The following is a 16,240-nucleotide window of genomic DNA, read 5'->3' as shown; positions in this document are numbered from 1 at the left end:
AGGGGCCGGGCCCGTGCGTGCGTAGACTGGCGGTATGTCTCTCACCCCTGAACTGTCTCCCAAGCCGCGCCTGCTGATCGTCGGCGGCGGCTACGCCGGGTTCCATGTCGCCCGCGAGCTGCAGAAGAAGGTCGCCGAGCGCGGCGGCGTCGTGACCGTCGTCGACCCCCGCCCGTACATGACGTACTACCCGTTCCTGCCCGAGGTCGTGGGCGGCCACATCGAGGGCCGCCACGTGAACGTGGACCTGCAGACGCACCTCAAGGACGCCGAGGTCGTCCGCGGCGCCGTCGTGTCCGTGGACCACGCCGGCCGCACCGCCGTGGTGCGCGGCGAGGGCGGCGACGAGTTCGAGATCCCGTACCAGGACATCGTGATGACCGCGGGCGCCGTGACCCGCGTGTTCCCGATCCCGGGTCTGGGCGAGCAGGGCATCGGTCTGCGCTCGGTCGAGGAGGCCGTCCAGCTGCGCAACCAGATCCTGGAGCGCCTGGACGCCGGTTCCCTGATGACGGACGCCGAGGAGCGCAAGCGTGCCCTGACCTTCGTGGTGGTGGGCGGCGGCTTCGCCGGGATCGAGGCCATCGCGGAGATGGAGAACCTCATCCGCAACGCCGTGGAGCGCAACGAGCGCCTCTCCCAGTCGGAGATCCGGATCGTCCTCGTCGAGGCCATGGGCCGCATCATGCCCGAGGTCTCCGAGGAGCAGGCCCAGGGCGTGGTGGGGCACCTGAAGGACCGCGGCATCGAGGTCCTGCTCAACACCTCGCTGGGCGACGCCACGGACGGCGTCATGAAGCTCGTGGCCATGCCCTCCAAGGAGGAGGCGGAGACCTTCGCGGCGGACACCCTCGTGTGGTGCGCCGGCGTGGTGGCCAACTCCGTGGTCAAGAGCACCGACTTCCCGGTGGACGACCGCGGCCGCGTGGAGGCCACCCCCACCCTGCAGATCAAGGACGGCGAGGCCGGCGCGCTCGAGGGTGCGTGGGCCTGCGGCGACGTCTCCGCCGTGCCGGACCTGACCGGGGCCGGCCCGGGCGGCTTCTGCGTCCCGAACGCCCAGCACGCCATCCGTCAGGCCAAGCGTCTGGCCGCCAACTACATGGCCGTGCGCCACGGCGAGGGCGAGGTGCAGGAGTACGTGCACAAGTCCCTGGGCACCGTGGCGGGGCTGGGCTTCGGCCGCGGCGTGGGCAACCCGCTGGGCACCAAGATCGCCGGCATCCCGGCGTTCCTGGCCCACCGCGGCTACCACGGCTACGCGATGCCCACCCTGGAGCGGAAGTTCCGCATCCTGTCCGGCTGGGTCGCCGAGACCCTGTTCGGCCGTGACTCCACCTCGGTGGCGGGCCTGGACACCCCGTTCAACCCGTTCCGCCGCGCCGCGGGCGTCGAGCTCGAGCCCGGCCGCTTCGAGCGGCAGCGGGCCCTCGAGTCCTCGAAGGGCTGATCCCGCAGCCAGCGGGCCGCCGGCCCCGTCCGAGCGCATCGGGCGGGGCCGGCGTCGTCCGCACCCGGGCCCGCGTCCACGGGCCCGCCACGCCCCCGTGGCCCAACTGGCAGAGGCGGCCGACTTAAAATCGGCGTGTTGCGGGTTCGAGTCCCGCCGGGGGCACCACGCGTCTCCCCGCGCGCCTCGCTTCTGCGCCCACCGTGAACAGCCGGTGAACCGGCGCGGATCCACGCTCCGACCCCGCGCGCGGACACAGACCTCCCGATAGGATCGTGCTGAACCCCGGGGCACGAACGCGGCTCACTGCGGCGGCGTGCGACCGGGCCGACTCGACCCGAAGGAGTGAGCCGTGGCGAATCCGGTCATGAACTCTCAGAACTTCCAGCAGCAGATGCAGGGCGGCGGACAGGCGCAGCCCGGTTGGTACCAGGGCGGGCAGCAGTCCGCGCAGTCCCCGTACGGCCAGCAGCAGAGCCCGTACGGCCAGGCCCAGGCGTTCGGCGCCGGCCAGGCGGCCCAGCAGTACGCGCACCAGCAGTCCATGGAGGACGCCTTCCGCGCGCCCTCCGCCGGCCCGGAGCAGACCGGCCGGATGACCTTCAACGACGTCGTCGGCAAGACCGGCCTGATGCTCGTGCTCGTCGTGGTGGCGGGCGCCGTGGGCTGGTTCTCGCCGGGCCTGATGATCATCGGCGCGATCGCCGGCCTCGTGCTGGGCCTGGTCAACGCGTTCAAGCGCGAGCCCTCGCCCGTGCTGATCATGGCCTACGCCGTGGCGCAGGGCCTGTTCCTGGGCGGCATCTCGGCGTTCTTCGAGGGCGCCTACCCGGGCATCGTGGTGCAGGCCGTGCTCGGCACCTTCTCCGTGTTCGCGGTGATGCTGGCGCTCTACACCTCGGGCAAGTTCCGCCCGACCCCGCGCATGACGAAGATCGTCATGGGCGCCATGATCGGCTACCTCGTCTTCATGCTCGTCAACCTGGTCCTCACCTGGACCGGCATCGGCAACATGCGTGAGGGCGGCCTGGGCCTGATCATCGGCGCGATCGCCGTGCTGCTCGCCGCGTACTCGCTGACGATGGACTTCGAGATGGCCGCCGTGGGCGTGAAGAACGGCGCCCCGCAGAAGTACTCCTGGTCCGTGGCCTTCGGCCTGACCGTGACCCTGATCTGGCTGTACATCGAGATCCTGCGCATCGTCGCCATCCTGCGCGGCAACGACTGACCGGCGCCCCGTCCCCGCACGGAGACCCGCACCGCCGCCCCGGTCCTGCACAGGGCCGGGGCGGTCTGCGTCCGCGAGGGCGTAGATTGAGGGGGTCCCTCGCCGCCACTCAGGAGGTCCCGTGACCGAGACCAGCGACCTGCCCGCCTTCGGGGCTCCGGACGCCACCGGCACCCAGCACCGCCTGCACCGCGGGTCCGCGGAGGCCGTCGTCGTCGGCCTGGCCGGTGCCCTGCGCAGGTACCGCGTGGGCGGCGTGGACCTGACCGAGCCGTACGGCCAGGACGTGGTCCCGCCCGCCGCCAACGGCATCCAGATGAGCCCGTGGCCGAACCGCGTCGCCGGCGCCCGCTGGATCCTGGACGGCGTCGAGCAGCGCCTGGACGTCACCGAACCCGCGCGCGGCCACGCCAGCCACGGCCTGCTGCGCAACACCCACTTCGTCACCGAGACGTTCTCCGCCCACGCGGTGACCCTGCGCGGTGAGATCCACCCCCAGCACGGCTGGCCGTTCCGGCTCACCCACCGCGTCACGTACGAGCTCGAGGCGGACGGCGGCCTCACCGTCACCGCCGAGGTGCAGAACCACACGGACGCCACCGTGCCCGTGGCGGTCGGCTCCCACCCGTTCCTGCGGATCGGGGACGTCCCGACGGCGGAGCTGAGCCTGCGCGTGCCCGCGGACGCCTGGATCCGCACGGGGGAGGACCTCATCCCCGTGGAGACCCTGCCGGTGGACGGCACCGACCTGGACTTCCGCCGCGGCCGGGCCGTGGGCGAGGCCGCCCTGGACGTGTGCCTCACCGGCCTGACCCCGGACGCCGACGGCCGGCACCGCCAGACCCTGCTCGCCGCGGACGGCCGCGCCGTGACCCTGTGGACCGACCACGCGTTCGCCTACACCCACGTCTTCGTCACGGACCGGCTGCCCGGCCGTGACACGGCACTCGCGGTGGAGCCGCTCACCGCTCCCGCGGACGCCCTGAACTCGGGGGAGGGCCTGCACCGGCTCGCCCCGCACGCCCGCTGGAGCGTCCAGTGGGGTCTGACCCCCCATGTCCCCGACCACCCACACGAGGAGGATCGCGCGTGAGCTCGACCCTGGCGGCCCAGACCAAGATCGACAAGGACGTGCCCTACGGGCTGACGGTGGCCGCGGCCTGGTCCTGGCGGCTGGTGGCCGTCGTCATCGGCATCGGCGTCGTGGTGTACCTGCTGGGCTTCGTGAGCCTCGTGGTGATCCCGATCCTCGTGGCCGCGCTGCTGGCCACCCTGCTGGCCCCGGTGTTCCAGGCGATGCGGCGCATCAAGGTGCCGGGCGTCGCGGCCGCCCTGCTGTGCGTGCTGCTGCTGGTCGTCGTCGTGGTGGGCCTCATGGGGCTCGCCGGTCAGCAGATCGTCCAGGGCTTCGCCCAACTGGGCGACCAGCTGGGCCAGGCCGTCGACGACACGATCGCCTGGCTGGCCGGCGTGGGCGTGGAGATCCCCCGTTCCGGTGCCGGGCTGGAGGGCCTGTGGCAGACGCTGCGGGACAACTCCGCCACGGTCATGAACAGCGCCGTCACGTTCGGCTCCACGGCCGTCAACATCGGTGCGGGCCTGTTCATCGCCCTGTTCTCCCTGATCTTCTTCCTCTACGACGGCGACCGCATCTGGCGCTTCCTGCTGATCTTCGTGCCGAAGGCGCACCGGGCCACCGTGGGCCGCGCGGGCCGCTCCGGCTGGCAGTCCCTCGGCTCCTACGTGCGGGTCCAGATCTTCGTGGCGTTCATCGACGCCGTCGGCATCGGCATCGGCGCCCTGATCCTCGGGGTGCCGCTGGCCATCCCGCTGGCCGTGCTCGTGTTCCTGGCCTCGTTCATCCCGATGATCGGCGCCACCCTGACCGGCGCGATGGCGGTGCTCCTGGCCTTGATGTCCAACGGCCTGGTCAACGCGCTGCTCATGCTGGGCGTGGTGCTGCTCGTGCAGCAGATCGAGTCGAACGTCCTGCAGCCGCTCGTGATGGGCAAGGCCGTCGCGCTGCACCCGCTGGCCGTGTTCCTGGCCGTCGCCGCCGGCTCCACCGTCCTCGGCCTGGCGGGCGCCGTGTTCGCCGTGCCGGTGCTGGCCTTCGTGAACAGCTTCGTCCGCGCCCTCACCGCCGACACCCCCGAGGAGCTCACGGAGCGGACGGACCACGCCCTCGAACCGGGCGGCGCGGAGGACGAGGCGGCCGGCTCCCACCGGTACCGCCCCTCGACGCACGAGGACGCCGCCCTCGCCTCCGAGGCCGACGCGGGCACCCGGCACGGGGACGGCGCCTGATGGGCGCGGCGCAGGCCACGGACACCCCGGACCGGACCGTCCCGACGCCGTCGCCCCGGTGGGTGCGGCCCGCCGGCGGCCCGCCGGCCCCGACGGCGCTGCCCGTCACCCTCGAGGAGATCGAGCGGGCGCGCGAGACGCTGCGCGGGATCGCCGAGCTCTCCCCGCTGCAGCACTCCCGGGCGCTCTCCCGGGCCGTGGGCACGGACGTGCACCTGAAGTGCGAGAATTTGCAGCGGGCCGGCTCGTTCAAGGTCCGCGGCGCCTACGTGCGGATGGCGCAGCTGAGCGAGGAGGAGCGCGGCCGCGGCGTCGTGGCCGCCTCGGCCGGCAACCACGCCCAGGGCGTCGCCCTCGCGGCCGCCAAGCTCGGCATCCGCGCCCGCATCTTCATGCCGCACGGCGTCGCCCTGCCCAAGCTGCAGGCCACCCGGGACCACGGCGCCGAGGTCGTCCTGCACGGCTCCACCGTGGACGAGTCCCTCGCCGAGGCGCAGCGGTGGGCCACGGAGACCGGTGCCGTGTTCATCCCGCCGTTCGACGACCCGGCCGTGATCGCGGGCCAGGGCACCGTCGGCCTCGAGATCCTCGACGTGCTGCCGGACGTGGACACCGTGATCATGGGCATCGGCGGCGGGGGGCTCATCGCCGGCACGGCCGTGGCCCTCAAGGAGGCCGCCCGGCGTCGTGGGCGCACGGTGCGCGTCATCGGCGTGCAGGCGGCCACCGCCGCCGCGTTCCCCGGCTCCCTCGAGGAGGGCCGCGTCCAGGTGCTGGAGAGCGTGTCCACCATCGCGGACGGCATCGCCGTCGGCAGGCCCGGGGCCCTGCCGCTGCGGATCGCCGCCGAGCTGGTGGACGCCGTCGTGACCGTCACGGACGACGAGATCGCCGCGGCCCTCGTCCACCTCCTCGAGCGCTCCAAGCTCGTCGTGGAGCCGGCGGGCGCCGTCGGGGTGGCCGCCCTGCTGGCGGGCCGCACGGCGGACCTGGGCTTCGAGCTCGGCACCACCGCCGTGATCCTCTCCGGCGGGAACATCGATCCGATGCTCATGCTGAAGTCCATCCAGGCCGGACTGTCGGCCGCGGGGCGCTATATGACCGTGCGCATCCCGCTGCGGGACCGCCCGGGCGAGCTGGCCACGATCTCACGGATCATCGCGGACACGGACGCCAACGTGGTGCGCGTGGACCACACCCGCGTCGGCCCGGAGCTGTCCATGGGCGGCGCGCACATCACGATCGACATGGAGACCCGCGGCGCCGAGCACTCCGCCCAGGTCCTGGAGGCGTTGCGCGCGGCCGGTTACAGCCCGGCCCCGCTGCCCTGACCGGGCCGGCTCAGGCCGCGGAGCCGGCGGCGGCCGCGGTGACGGTGCCGGAGGTCCCGCCCACCGCGCGGCGCACGGCCTGGACCAGGAGGTCCTCGCGCGTCAGTGTCTCGATGCGGCGGACCATCTCGCGGCGGTCGTAGCGCTCGTGGGAGCCCGGCAGCAGGCGTCGGGCGAGGTTGAGGTGCTGCAGCACGCCGAGCAGGAGCACGTCCTCGTCGGCGGGCTCGGCCTCGTCGAGGACCACGGCGGTCAGGTGCGCCAGCAGCTCGGTGCGCTCGGTGCCCCGGGGGACGTGCCGGGTGGCCAGGAAGGCCTTGCGCTCGGTGAGGCGGCCGGTCTCGGTCAGATGGGCGACGACGGCCTTGCGCAGGTCCGGCTTGCCGGCCGCCACAGTGGACACGAGCGGTCGGCCGGCCAGGGCGTCGACCTGTCCGAGGGAGGAGTCCAGGACGGGGTCGCCGGTGGTGCCGGCCGCGGTCACGAGCACGCGGGCCCGGTCCACGGGGACGTCCTCGAGGGTCACGATCCCGGCGGAGCGGTGGTCGGCCAGCGCGGCGGCCGCGAGGGCCACGCGGTGGTGGGAGGGGCTCTCGGAGAGCCCGTCCTCGCGGGTGAGCAGCAGGTGCGCCTTCTCGACGGTCAGCATGGGGCCAGAGTAGCAACGGGGGCGCGGTGGGGCCCGGGACGGACGACGGCCGCGGCCCCTCGAGGGGACCGCGGCCGTCGTCGGGGCCGGGGAGGGTCAGCCGGAGTAGGGCTGGACGTCCTTGATCTCGACCTTGATGTCCTTGCCGTTCGGGGCGGTGTAGGAGACCTTGTCGCCCTTCTTGGCGCCGTTGATGGCCTCGCCGAGCGGGGAGCGCTCGGAGTAGACCTCGAGCGACTCGTCGTCCGCGGCGATCTCGCGGTTGCCGAAGAGGAACGTCATCTCGTCGCCTGCGACGACGGCGGTCACCACGGTGCCCGGGTGCACGGCGCCGTCGTTCTCGGCGGCCTCGCCCACGCGGGCGGTCTCGAGCAGGTGCTTCAGCTCGGCGATGCGGCCCTCGTTCTTCGACTGCTCCTCGCGGGCGGCGTGGTAGCCGCCGTTCTCCTTGAGGTCGCCCTCATCGCGGGCGGCCTCGATGCGCTCGATGATCTCCTGACGGCCGGGACCGGAGATGTACTCGAGCTCCTTGGAGAGGCGATCGTACGCCTCCTGGGTCAGCCACGGGGCGTCGGACTGGCTGGTGGTCATGCTCTGTTCCGCCTTTCTGTCTCGGGTGATGCGGAGTCCGGGGCGCGGCGCACCGGGTCTGGCGCGCGATCCGCGTCCGGCGGACGCGCCCGCATGCGAAAGACCCCGCCGATCAGGAGGGCGCGCGTGCCCCGAGGGCTCCGTGCGACGCCTGCCTGACTCACCGGCGGGGCGGGAATGCTCCGACGAGTCTATCCGGGCGGCGTGCGTCACACCAACGGCGGCCGCTACGCCGAGGGCGGAGCACTCCGGGAGGGCTCAGACCTTGCGGCAGGTCTCGACGACGCCGGAGTCGCCCCGCACCACGGTGCGCACGTCCACGGTGTAGCGCTGCTGCGCGTCCGAGGGGGAGTCCCGCCGGTCGGCCGGCAGGGTCTCCAGGCGGACGGTGCGGAAGCCGACGGGGGCGGCGTGGGAGTCGGTGACGAGCACATCGCACTCGGCCTGCACGCCCTCCGGGACGGAGGCCTGGAAGGTGACGGTCGCGTGGCCGTCGTCCTCGATGGTGAAGCCGACGTCCTTGTACTCGATGGCGCCCACGGACATGTTCAGGCCGATCCACACGGACAGCAGCACGGCCACGACCAGCCCGAGCCCGCCGAGGCCCGCCCACAGCCGACGACGGCCCGGACGCGTGTGGTCCGTGCCGTACCGGTTGGCTAATGTGGGGTCCTGCGCGCGGACCGCGGGGGCGTGGTGAGACATCCCCTCCACCCTAGCCGCTGCCCGCCGCCGGAGGCCGATGACGACGTCGGCCTGGACCCCTCACGCCGCCGCCCCCGCGGCGGCCCCGCCATCCGGACAGGAGTGTGCGATCCCCGTGACCGATCAGACCCCCCAGGCCCAGCCCGCCGCAGGCACCGCCCTGCCGCCCTCCACCGGGCTGCGTCTCATGGCGGTGCACGCCCACCCGGACGACGAGTCCTCGAAGGGGGCCGGCACGATGGCCGCCTACGCGGCGGCCGGGGCCGAGGTCATGGTCGTCACGTGCACCGGCGGCGAGGCCGGCACCCTGCTCAACCCGTCGTTCGGGGACACCACCCGGGCGGACCGGGACATCGCGGCCGTGCGCCGCGAGGAGATGGCCGAGGCCGCGGGCATCCTCGGCATCCGGCACGCCTGGCTCGGCTTCCTCGACTCGGGCCTGCCCGAGGGGGATCCGCTGCCCGCCCTCCCGGCGAACTGCTTCGCCGAGGTCCCGCTCCAGGATGCGGCGACCCCGCTGATCTCGCTCGTGCGCCGGTTCCGCCCGCACGTGCTCATCTCCTACGACGAGGTCGGCGGCTACCCGCATCCGGACCACCTGCAGGCCCACGCCGTGACGATGGAGGCCTACCGGGCCGCCGGCCTCGCGGACAAGTACCCCGAGGCCGGGCCCGCGTGGGAGGTCTCGAAGGTCTACTACGACTGCGGGTTCAACCCGCGGAAGTTCCGCACGATGGCCGCGGTGGCCGAGGCCGACGGCGAGGACGTGCCGTTCGCCCGACGCCTGATGATGTTCGATGCGATGGACGCGATGCGCGAGGTGCTGCGCCGCCGTGAAGCCGGGGAGGACGTGCCCGACCCGGAGGTCATCCCGCCGTGGGTCACCGCAGACCACGACGTCACCACGCAGGTGGACGTCACCGGCTTCCTCGACGAGCGCGACGCCGCCCTGCGGGCGCACCGCACGCAGATCGACCCCGACGGCATGTTCTTCGACGCGCCCCACGACCTGCAGCGGCGCGCCTGGCCGTGGGAGGACTTCGCGCTGATCGACTCGCGCGTGCCCTCCGAGCTGCCGGAGCACGACCTCTTCGCCGGCCTGCGCTGAGCCGCCCCGGCTCGGGCCGAGCGGCCGGGGCCGGTAGAGTGGGGCGGCGTGACACCCCTGTCTGGCCTTCCCCTCGTCCTCACCGCGCTCGCGGCCGCGAGCCCCGCGCCGGTGCCCGCCGTCCCGGAGCCGACGCTGCGCCCCGGGCTCGAGGAGGCGGAGGTCACCCCCGGCATCGAGGGGTTCCTGTTCACCGCGCTCATGGTGGTCATGGCGATCATCGTCCTCCGCGTCATGGTCCGCTCGGTGCGCCGCGTCCAGCAGCGTTCCCCGGAGGCCGAGGCCATGCTCGTGGAGCGCCATCAGCAGCACCTGCCGGACGAGGTCCGCGCGGGCGGCGAGCACCTGGACGCGGACTCCGAGGACCGGCTGCGCCGCCTGCAGGAGAAGTACCCCGGGTACCTCCAGGAGCCGGCCCCGGAGCCCCAGGCCCCGGACACCGGACGCGACTGACCGTCGTCGGGCCCGTGCACGCCCGAGACTCGACGCCGGAGACTCCACGCCCGAACCCTTGAGGCCCGCAGACGCGCCGCTACGGCATGACCGTAGCGGCGCGTCTGCGGGCCTCGGCGCTGCCCGGCGGGGCGCAGACCCCCTTCCTCGACACGCTCAGGCGACGACGAGCACCGCCCGGTAGATGGCGACGGCGTGGCACACGAAGCCGGCCACCGTGAAGGCGTGGAACAGCTCGTGGAAGCCGAACCACTCGCGGTGGATCGTGGGGGCCTGCAGCGCGTAGAAGACCGCGCCCGTGATGTACGCGACGCCGCCGGCCACGATCAGCCACCCCGCCGCCGCATCCGCGGCGAAGAAGTCGCCCAGGTACAGCAGCGCCGCCAGCCCCAGCACCACGTACACCGGCGTGTAGAGCCAGCGCGGGGCGTCCGTCCACAGCACCCGGAACCCGACGCCGGCCACGGCCCCCACCCATACCAGGGTGAGCAGCACACGCGCCCGGTCCGGAGGCAGCAGGGCCAGGGAGAGCGGCGTGTAGGTGCCGGCGATGACCAGCATGATGTTCGTGTGGTCCAGCCGCTTGAGGACACGGGAGACCACCTCGTTCCACTGCACCAGGTGGTACGTCGCCGAGACCGCGAACAGCAGCAGGCCCGTCACGGCGTAGACCGCGCTGGCCCACCGCAGCGTCGCGGTCGGCGCGAGCACGATGAGCACGATGCCGGCCGCGAGCGTCAGCGGCGCCATGACCGCGTGGGTCCAGCCCCGCAGTCGGGGCTTGTACAGCGGATGCTCGGGGTCGCGGATGCGCTCGATGCGCCAGCGCAGGCGGCGGGCGGCGTCGGCGTCGGGGAGGGGTGTCACGGGGTCCATGCCTCCATTGTCGTCGGTCGGCCCGGGGCCGGGGCACGGGATGGTCGCTGTGTGCCGCGCGCGTATCCTGGAGGCTCGCAGGACCGTCCGAGAGGGGAGCGCGCCGTGGGTCGACCCGAGGCCTTCTACCGCCTGTACGAGCGGCGGCTGACGCGCGGCCTGGACCCGGAGCGCCTGCCCCGGCACATCGGCGTGCTGGTGGACGGCAACCGTCGCTGGGCCCGCGCGTTCGGGGCGTCCACGCAGCAGGGCCACCAGGCCGGAGCTGAGCGCATCCTCGACTTCATCGGCTGGTGCGACGAGGCCGGCATCCCCGTGGTCACGCTCTACATGCTCTCCACCGAGAACCTGCGGCGTCCGGCGGAGGAGCTCGCCCCGCTCCTGGAGATCATCCAGACGACGGCGGAGCGCCTCGCCCAGCCGGCCGAGGGCCGCGCCCCCGTCTGCGTGCAGCCGGTCGGCGCGGTGGACCTGCTCCCCGAGCCCATGGCGCGACGGCTCGCCGAGGTCGCCGAGCAGACCAAGGGCCACGACGGCGTGCACGTGAACGTGGCCGTGGGCTACGGGGGCCGCCAGGAGATCCTCGACGCCGTGCGCGAGCTGCTGCGGGACGAGCACGCCCTGGGCCACAGCGCGGCGGAGGTGGCCGAGTCCGTCACCGTCGAGCAGATCGCGGACCGGCTCTACACGCGCGGCCAGCCGGACCCGGACCTGGTCATCCGCACGTCCGGGGAGCAGCGGCTCTCCGGGTTCCTGCTCTGGCAGTCCGCGTACTCGGAGTTCTACTTCTGCGAGGCCATGTGGCCCGCGTTCCGCAAGGTCGACTTCCTGCGTGCCCTGCGCGACTACGGCAGCCGTCAGCGCCGGTTCGGCACCTGACGGTCGGCGCGGCCCCACCACAGGCCCAGCAGCACCCCGACGACGGCCCCGGCCAGGTGGCCGGTCCACGAGATGCCGGGTGCCGGCAGCAGGCCGATCAGGCTCGAGCCCAGGTGCGTGAGGGCAACGAGCACGGAGACGACGACCGCCCCGATCCGCCGCACCGCGACCCCGTAGACGATCAGGAACGCGATCAGCGCGTACACGATCCCGGAGGCGCCGATGTGCACGCCCGGGGTGCCGATCACCCAGGTCAGCAGGCCCGAGCCCAGCCAGGCGCAGACGAGCAGGGCCACCGGCCGGCGCGAGACCAGGGCGGCCAGCGGACCGAGGACGAGCAGCGCCGTCGTGTTGCCGATCAAGTGGGCCCAGCCGGCATGCAGCACGGGGGAGAACAGGACCCCGTCGAGGCCGTCGAGGCGTCGGGGGATCAGGCCCACGCCGGGGATGATCACCCGGCCGAGGAAGATCAGCACGAACTGCGCGACCCACATGGCCGCGATCAGCACGGCGGTGGGCGCGACGGCGCCCAGCAGGCGGCCGCCGGCGCGCTCGGCCAGGGTCGGGGCGGGGGCCGGGCCGCCCGGCAGATCGGGCAGGCCGGGGGACGGGCGGTGCATGCTCAAGGGCCCTCCTGTGGACGGGGAGCGGGCGGCCGTCGGGACGTCGGCGGCGCGTCTCCAGTGTAGGGAGCGCGGGACGCCGGGGCCGTGGCGGAGCCCGGACGGACCGTCACCGTGACTTCATCCCGGGTTCACCGTGCCGGGACCCGGCGGACGACGCCGCTTCCTAGCGTGGACCGTGGGCGGACCCCCGTCCGCACGGTTCACCGGCACAGGAGGCAGACATGGTGGCAGAGCTCGTGGAGCACGCGCAGACCCGGCAGGAGCCGTCGAGCCGGCCGGGCCAGGCGCGTGCCGAGGCGGGGGCGGCGGAGGCGACCGGCCTGCGGACCTACGTGGTGGACACGTCCGTGCTGCTCTCGGACCCGCGCGCCCTGCTGCACTTCGCCGAGCACGAGGTGGTCCTGCCGCTCGTGGTGGTCTCGGAGCTCGAGGCCAAGCGCGCCGACCCCGACCTCGGCTACTACGCGCGCACGGCCCTGCGCCTGCTCGACGATCTGCGCGGCCGCCACGGCGCGCTGGACCAGCCCGTGCCGATCACCCCCGAGGGCGGCACGCTGCGGATCGAACTGAACCACGTGTCCGTGGACGTGCTGCCCCTGGGCATCCGCGGCACGGACAACGACTCCCGCATCCTCGCCGTCGCGAAGGCGCTCGCGGACGAGGGCGCCACGGTGACGGTCGTGTCCAAGGACCTGCCGATGCGCGTGAAGGCGGCGGCCATGGGCCTCGCCGCGGATGAGTACCGCCACGAGCTCGTGCGTGACTCGGGCTGGCACGGCACCGTCTCCCTGAGCGTGGCGCAGGAGCGGCTGGACGCCCTCTACGACGACGGCGAGGTCGACCTGGCCGGCGTCCCGCTGGGGACCCTGACCGGCACGGGCGTCGAGACCGGGCCGGAGGAGGCCCCGGCCGAGGCGGACCGCCTGCCGGTCAACACGGGGCTGGTGCTCACCGCGCCCCGGGGCTCCGCTCTGGCCCGGGTCGGCGAGGGCGGCCGAGCCTGCCTGGTGCGCGGGGACCGCGACGTGTTCGGCCTGCACGGCCGCTCCGCAGAGCAGCGGCTGGCCATCGAGCTGCTGACGGATCCGAGCGTGGGCATCGTCTCCCTCGGCGGCCGCGCGGGCACCGGCAAGTCCGCGCTGGCGCTGTGCGCGGGCCTCGACGCCGTGATGGAGCGCCGCGAGCACCGCAGGGTGGTCGTGTTCCGCCCGCTGTACGCCGTCGGCGGCCAGGACCTGGGCTACCTGCCCGGCTCCGAGGGCGACAAGATGGGCCCGTGGGCGCAGGCCGTGTTCGACACCCTGGGCGCGCTCGTCTCCCCGTCCGTGGTGGACGAGGTGGTGGACCGCGGGATGCTGGAGATCCTGCCGCTGACGCACATCCGCGGCCGCTCGCTGCACGATGCGTGGGTGATCGTGGACGAGGCGCAGTCGCTCGAGCGGAACGTGCTGCTCACGGTGCTGAGCCGGATGGGCCGCAACTCGAAGGTGGTGCTGACCCACGACGTCGCCCAGCGGGACAACCTGCGCGTGGGCCGGCACGACGGCATCGCGGCCGTGGTGGAGCGCCTCAAGGGCCACCCGCTGTTCGGACACGTGACGCTGACCCGTTCCGAGCGCTCGCCGATCGCCGCGCTGGTCACGGACCTGCTGGAGGAGGGCCGAGCCTGAGCCGGGCGGCGGGGTCGGTCATGAAAAAGGGGCCGCTGCCGAAGCAGCGGCCCCCGGCGGGGGTGCTCGGCCCCGCGGAGGGGGGGATGGGGGACCGAGGAAGCCCGCCACCATGGCCCCTTTGAAACGGGATTGAGGCCATGGGGTCTGTGTGAGCCCCGTACGTCCATGAGACGGCTGGAAGCTCGTGACTTCAGAGTAGACCCGTGCCCGGGGTCGTCGCAATGGGCGGCCCCGGTTGCGCTGTCGGCAGAACACCGGGTGGCCGGACCGTGAACGCGAGGTGGCCTGATCGCCTGTGGACGGCGGCCCGGCGGGTGCGCCGCCCGGCCTAGGCTGGGCGCATGAGCGGAGTGGGATGGGCGTGGACGCACGGCGCGCCGGCGACGGCGGTGCTGTGGACCCTGGGGCTGGCGTGGTTCGCGGTGTGCTCGGGCGTGCTCGTGCGCACGGACCTGCGGGAGCATAGGCTGTCGAACCGATGGACGCTGCGGCTGGCGCTGGGCGGGTTGGCGATGATGACCGGGGGAGCGCTGCTGGCGGGCCGGGGTGACCTGGCCCTCTGCAGCCTGCTGGGCGGTCTCGGCTACACCGTGGCGATGCTCGCGCTGCACGTGCTCAGCCGCGGCGGCCTCGGGATGGGGGACGTGAAGCTCGCCGGCGGCCTGGGCGTGTACACGGGGGTGCTCGGTCCGACGGCGGTGCTCGCCGCCGGGGTGGGCGCGATCCTGCTCGGCGGCGTCGTGGCGGGGCTGCTGGTCCTCGCGGGCCGGGCGACGGGGCGAACGGCGCTGCCGTTCGGGCCGGCGATGGTGGCGGCGGCCGCCGGAGTGCTGGTGCTGGCGTGAACGTCGAGCGGCCGCCCTCCGCACGGGAGGACGGCCGCTCGGCGTCGTGGCCCGGGAGGCGGCGTCGCGCCGCTCACCGAATCCGCCGGATCACTCCGGGTGGGTCATGGACATGGTGTCCAGGGCCTTGTCCAGCTGCTCCTCGGTGATCTCGCCGCGCTCGACGTAGCCGAGGTCCACGACGGCCTCGCGCACGGTCATCTTGTTCGCGACGGCGTGCTTGGCGATCTTGGCGGCGGCCTCGTAGCCGATCACCTTGTTCAGCGGGGTCACGATGGACGGCGAGGCGCCGGCGAGGAAGGCGCAGCGCTCCTCGTTGGCCTCGATGCCGTCGATCATCTTGTCCGCCATGACGCGCGTCGTGTTGGCCAGCAGGCGGATGGACTCGAGCAGGTTGGCGGCCATCACGGGGATGCCCACGTTGAGCTCGAACGCGCCGTTGGTGGAGGACAGGGCGACGGTGGTGTCGTTGCCGATCACCTGGGCGCACACCATGATCGCGGCCTCGCAGATCACGGGGTTGACCTTGCCCGGCATGATCGAGGAGCCCGGCTGCAGGTCCGGGATGGCGATCTCGCCGAGGCCGGTGTTCGGGCCGGAGCCCATCCAGCGCAGGTCGTTGTTGATCTTCATGAGCGAGAACGCGATGTTCCGCAGCTGGCCGGAGGCCTCCACGAGGCCGTCACGGTTGGCCTGGGCCTCGAAGTGGTTGCGGGCCTCGGTCAGCGGCAGACCGGTCTCCTCGGCGAGCAGCTCGATCACGCGGGCGGAGAAGCCCTTCGGGGTGTTGATGCCGGTGCCCACGGCGGTGCCGCCGAGCGGGACCTCGGCCACGCGCGGCAGCGCGGACTGGATGCGCTCGATGCCGTAGCGGACCTGCGCGGCGTAGCCGCCGAACTCCTGGCCCAGGGTCACCGGAGTGGCGTCCATGAGGTGGGTGCGGCCGGACTTCACGACGCCGGCGAAGGCCTCCGCCTTCTTCTCGAGGGAGACGGCCAGGTGGTCCAGCGCCGGGACGAGGTCGTTCACGAGGGCGGCGGTGACGGCCACGTGCACGGAGGTCGGGAACACGTCGTTCGAGGACTGGGAGGCGTTGACGTGGTCGTTGGGGTGCACCTCGTCCTCGGAGCCGGCCTCCTTCAGTGCGCGGGTGGCGAGGGTGGCGAGCACCTCGTTGGTGTTCATGTTGGAGGAGGTGCCGGAGCCGGTCTGGAACACGTCGATCGGGTACTGGTCGTCGTGGTCGCCGGCGATGACCTGGTCCGCGGCGGCGACGATGGCGTCCGCGCGCTCCTGCGAGATGATGCCCAGCTCGGCGTTCGCCTTGGCCGCGGCCTTCTTGACCTGCGCGAGGGCGTGGATGTGGGCGGGCTCGAGGCCCTTGCCGGAGATCGGGAAGTTCTCCACGGCGCGCTGGGTCTGTGCACGGTAGAGCGCGTTCACCGGCACCTTCACCTCGCCCATGGTGTCGTGCTCGATGCGGAACTGCTGATCGGTGTTCTCTGCGGTCATGGTCACA

16 protein-coding genes and 1 tRNA gene are annotated in these 16,240 nt (G+C 73.2%); 11 read left to right on the top strand and 6 right to left on the bottom strand.

The features are described 5' to 3' along the window. Positions 1–34 precede the first annotated feature (34 nt). From OVA32_RS11030 to ilvA, 6 genes are all read left to right on the top strand, one after another. A complete protein-coding gene (locus OVA32_RS11030) occupies positions 35–1,450 on the top strand; it encodes an NAD(P)/FAD-dependent oxidoreductase (RefSeq protein WP_101967357.1) in 1,416 nt (471 codons plus the stop codon). 91 nt (positions 1,451–1,541) lie between these two features. Further along, positions 1,542–1,618 (top strand) — tRNA-Leu (locus OVA32_RS11025). Between the two features lie 184 nt (positions 1,619–1,802). Further along, entirely contained in the window at positions 1,803–2,678 is an 876-nt protein-coding gene (locus OVA32_RS11020) for a Bax inhibitor-1/YccA family membrane protein (protein ID WP_036384970.1), read from the top strand. 121 nt (positions 2,679–2,799) lie between these two features. Then, positions 2,800–3,771, top strand: coding sequence for an aldose 1-epimerase family protein (locus tag OVA32_RS11015; protein ID WP_061866920.1), 972 nt, complete (start codon positions 2,800–2,802; stop codon positions 3,769–3,771). Next, the gene (locus OVA32_RS11010) at positions 3,768–4,985 is read left to right on the top strand and encodes an AI-2E family transporter (protein WP_267714497.1); all 1,218 of its coding nucleotides are present in this window, start codon (positions 3,768–3,770) and stop codon (positions 4,983–4,985) included. The genes OVA32_RS11015 and OVA32_RS11010 overlap by 4 nt, the downstream gene beginning before the upstream one ends. Continuing rightward, positions 4,985–6,316: a threonine ammonia-lyase gene (gene ilvA, locus OVA32_RS11005; protein ID WP_061866918.1), complete on the top strand. Its 1,332-nt coding sequence runs from the start codon at positions 4,985–4,987 to the stop codon at positions 6,314–6,316. The genes OVA32_RS11010 and ilvA overlap by 1 nt, the downstream gene beginning before the upstream one ends. A gap of 10 nt (positions 6,317–6,326) precedes the next feature. On the opposite strand, the gene OVA32_RS11000 is transcribed toward ilvA, so the two are convergent. The 3 genes from OVA32_RS11000 to OVA32_RS10990 all read right to left on the bottom strand — a co-directional run bounded on the left by OVA32_RS11000 (position 6,327) and on the right by OVA32_RS10990 (position 8,261). Next, positions 6,327–6,965, bottom strand: a complete 639-nt coding sequence (locus tag OVA32_RS11000) for a GPP34 family phosphoprotein (protein WP_061866917.1) — start codon at positions 6,963–6,965, stop codon at positions 6,327–6,329. 96 nt (positions 6,966–7,061) lie between these two features. Further along, positions 7,062–7,556 carry a transcription elongation factor GreA gene (gene greA, locus OVA32_RS10995; protein WP_073115954.1) on the bottom strand — a complete coding sequence of 165 codons (495 nt, stop codon included), beginning with the start codon at positions 7,554–7,556 and terminating at the stop codon, positions 7,062–7,064. Positions 7,557–7,814: 258 nt separating this feature from the next. Next, positions 7,815–8,261, bottom strand: a complete 447-nt coding sequence (locus OVA32_RS10990) for a DUF4307 domain-containing protein (protein ID WP_002856530.1) — start codon at positions 8,259–8,261, stop codon at positions 7,815–7,817. A 115-nt stretch (positions 8,262–8,376) separates the two neighbouring features. Between OVA32_RS10990 and mca the strand changes: the two genes are divergently transcribed. Both mca and OVA32_RS10980 read left to right on the top strand, forming a co-directional pair. Further along, positions 8,377–9,369 (top strand): mycothiol conjugate amidase Mca, encoded by a 993-nt coding sequence (mca, locus tag OVA32_RS10985; protein ID WP_095347542.1) that lies wholly within the window; start codon positions 8,377–8,379, stop codon positions 9,367–9,369. Positions 9,370–9,417: 48 nt separating this feature from the next. Then, positions 9,418–9,822, top strand: coding sequence for a hypothetical protein (locus tag OVA32_RS10980; protein ID WP_036384966.1), 405 nt, complete (start codon positions 9,418–9,420; stop codon positions 9,820–9,822). Between the two features lie 156 nt (positions 9,823–9,978). Here OVA32_RS10980 and trhA read toward each other — a convergent pair whose 3' ends face one another. Continuing rightward, complete coding sequence (trhA, locus tag OVA32_RS10975; RefSeq protein ID WP_036334246.1) at positions 9,979–10,698, bottom strand: PAQR family membrane homeostasis protein TrhA; 720 nt, start codon at positions 10,696–10,698, stop codon at positions 9,979–9,981. 105 nt (positions 10,699–10,803) lie between these two features. Between trhA and OVA32_RS10970 the strand changes: the two genes are divergently transcribed. Continuing rightward, entirely contained in the window at positions 10,804–11,577 is a 774-nt protein-coding gene (locus OVA32_RS10970) for an isoprenyl transferase (RefSeq protein WP_041105013.1), read from the top strand. Here the strand turns inward: OVA32_RS10970 and OVA32_RS10965 are convergent. Then, positions 11,556–12,197 (bottom strand): rhomboid family intramembrane serine protease, encoded by a 642-nt coding sequence (locus OVA32_RS10965; RefSeq protein WP_227717990.1) that lies wholly within the window; start codon positions 12,195–12,197, stop codon positions 11,556–11,558. The genes OVA32_RS10970 and OVA32_RS10965 overlap by 22 nt on opposite strands. Positions 12,198–12,424: 227 nt before the next feature. On the opposite strand from OVA32_RS10965, the gene OVA32_RS10960 reads away from it, so the two are divergent. Continuing rightward, positions 12,425–13,873, top strand: coding sequence for a PhoH family protein (locus OVA32_RS10960; protein WP_095347540.1), 1,449 nt, complete (start codon positions 12,425–12,427; stop codon positions 13,871–13,873). 344 nt (positions 13,874–14,217) lie between these two features. Next, positions 14,218–14,721, top strand: a complete 504-nt coding sequence (locus tag OVA32_RS10955; protein ID WP_036316321.1) for a prepilin peptidase — start codon at positions 14,218–14,220, stop codon at positions 14,719–14,721. Between the two features lie 90 nt (positions 14,722–14,811). Here OVA32_RS10955 and OVA32_RS10950 read toward each other — a convergent pair whose 3' ends face one another. Continuing rightward, a complete protein-coding gene (locus OVA32_RS10950; RefSeq protein ID WP_044659622.1) occupies positions 14,812–16,233 on the bottom strand; it encodes a class II fumarate hydratase in 1,422 nt (473 codons plus the stop codon). Positions 16,234–16,240 lie beyond the last annotated feature (7 nt).

This window comes from Micrococcus sp. SL257 (assembly GCF_026625585.1).
In the GTDB taxonomy this organism is placed as follows: domain Bacteria; phylum Actinomycetota; class Actinomycetes; order Actinomycetales; family Micrococcaceae; genus Micrococcus; species Micrococcus luteus.
Note: the sequence above shows the minus strand (reverse complement) of the source record. Positions and strands in the feature narration are given on the sequence as shown.

Bases quoted from the DNA above. Each gene is read 5' to 3' on its own strand.
- OVA32_RS11030 (WP_101967357.1), top strand. From the start codon at position 35: ATGTCTCTCACCCCTGAACTGTCTCCCAAGCCGCGCCTGCTGATCGTC.
- ilvA (WP_061866918.1), top strand. From the start codon at position 4,985: ATGGGCGCGGCGCAGGCCACGGACACCCCGGACCGGACCGTCCCGACG.
- OVA32_RS11000 (WP_061866917.1), bottom strand. From the start codon at position 6,965: ATGCTGACCGTCGAGAAGGCGCACCTGCTGCTCACCCGCGAGGACGGG.
- greA (WP_073115954.1), bottom strand. From the start codon at position 7,556: ATGACCACCAGCCAGTCCGACGCCCCGTGGCTGACCCAGGAGGCGTAC.
- OVA32_RS10990 (WP_002856530.1), bottom strand. From the start codon at position 8,261: ATGTCTCACCACGCCCCCGCGGTCCGCGCGCAGGACCCCACATTAGCC.
- trhA (WP_036334246.1), bottom strand. From the start codon at position 10,698: ATGGACCCCGTGACACCCCTCCCCGACGCCGACGCCGCCCGCCGCCTG.
- OVA32_RS10965 (WP_227717990.1), bottom strand. From the start codon at position 12,197: ATGCACCGCCCGTCCCCCGGCCTGCCCGATCTGCCGGGCGGCCCGGCC.
- OVA32_RS10960 (WP_095347540.1), top strand. From the start codon at position 12,425: ATGGTGGCAGAGCTCGTGGAGCACGCGCAGACCCGGCAGGAGCCGTCG.
- OVA32_RS10955 (WP_036316321.1), top strand. From the start codon at position 14,218: ATGAGCGGAGTGGGATGGGCGTGGACGCACGGCGCGCCGGCGACGGCG.
- OVA32_RS10950 (WP_044659622.1), bottom strand. From the start codon at position 16,233: ATGACCGCAGAGAACACCGATCAGCAGTTCCGCATCGAGCACGACACC.